Below are 1,295 nucleotides of genomic sequence, written 5' to 3' on the forward strand. Positions count from 1 at the left end.
CCTGCGTCTCGGCGACCGCGATCCCTCGGTCGCCGAGGTACGCGCCGCACTGATCTCTCTGTCGTTCCTGCCGGCCGCGCCGCGCCAGCAGGAAACGCCCGCGGCAGATCGGTTGCACATGGTGGGCACGGACCTGCCGCAACCGACCGAACCGCCGACCAGTGAACCGCCGAGCGGCGCACGGGCGGGAACAGCCGACGGGTCGACACCGGACGCAACGCTGTTCGATGTATCTCTGGACCAGGCCGTCCGGGCGTTCCAGCAGAGCCGAGGCCTGTCAGCGGACGGCATCGTCGGCCCGGACACCTTCCGCGCCCTTGAGGAGGCCCGTCGCAAACTGGGCGACCGCCTGCTCTTCCACAGCATCAACCATCCCTTTGTCGGGGACGACGTGGCGGCGCTGCAGGAACGGCTGTCGAACATGGGGTTCGACGTGGGAAGAACGGACGGTATCTTCGGCCCGCGGACGGAGGCGGCACTCAAGGACTTCCAGTACAACCGCGCTCTGGAGCCCGACGGTCGTTGCGGGCCGCTGACGCTGCGGGAGCTGAAGAAGCTCGAGCGCACAGTCGTCGGCGGTCGCCCGGACGTGCTGAGGGAATCGGTACGGCTGCTGCAGCGAGGTCCGTCCCTGCTCGGTGTCGTGGTCGCGATCGACCCTGGTCACGGCGGGGCCGACCCTGGAGTCACCGTCGGCGACCTGTGCGAGCGCGACCTCATCGCCGATCTCGCGTCACGGCTCGAGGCCCGTCTGCTGGCCTCCGGCCTGGAGGCATACCTTCTGCACGGTCCGCACGAGTCCCCGGAGGGTCGAGCGGGCGCACCGGGCGAACGAGATCGGCGCGGACCTGCTGGTGTCGTTGCACCTGGACGCCGGCAAATCGCCACAGGCCCAGGGAGTGTCGTCCTACTACTACGGCAACGCCCGCGGATCCTCTGCCGTGGGCGAGCGTCTCGCCACGCTCGTCCAGAAAGAACTCGTGTCACGGACGGACCTGGTCGACTGCCGGACCCACGCCAAGACGTGGGAGCTGCTCCGGCGGACGAGGATGCCGGCAATCCGGACGGATCTGGGATATCTGACGAACCCGCATGACGCCGCCGCACTCGGGTCGCCGGAGTTCCGGGCCACGGTCGCCGAGGCAATCCTTGCCGCGGTGCAGCGGCTGTTCCTGCCGCCGGACCTCGACCCACCGACCGGTCAGCTACGGGTACCGACTCTTGCTTCCCGCAAGGGCCTCTAGTGCGGTGACCACCTATGTCGGCCGGGTTCGCACAGCATGATTCTTGTGACC

The 1,295-nt window shown here is 68.7% G+C and carries 1 pseudogene; it reads left to right on the forward strand.

The features are described 5' to 3' along the window. Position 1 precedes the first annotated feature (1 nt). Positions 2–1,244 (forward strand): annotated as a pseudogene (locus DD1DGNOD_RS26165) (N-acetylmuramoyl-L-alanine amidase). Positions 1,245–1,295: the final 51 nt, after the last annotated feature.

The sequence above is a fragment of the Candidatus Protofrankia californiensis genome, assembly GCF_900634765.1.
Classification (GTDB): Bacteria; Actinomycetota; Actinomycetes; order Frankiales; family Frankiaceae; genus Protofrankia; species Protofrankia californiensis.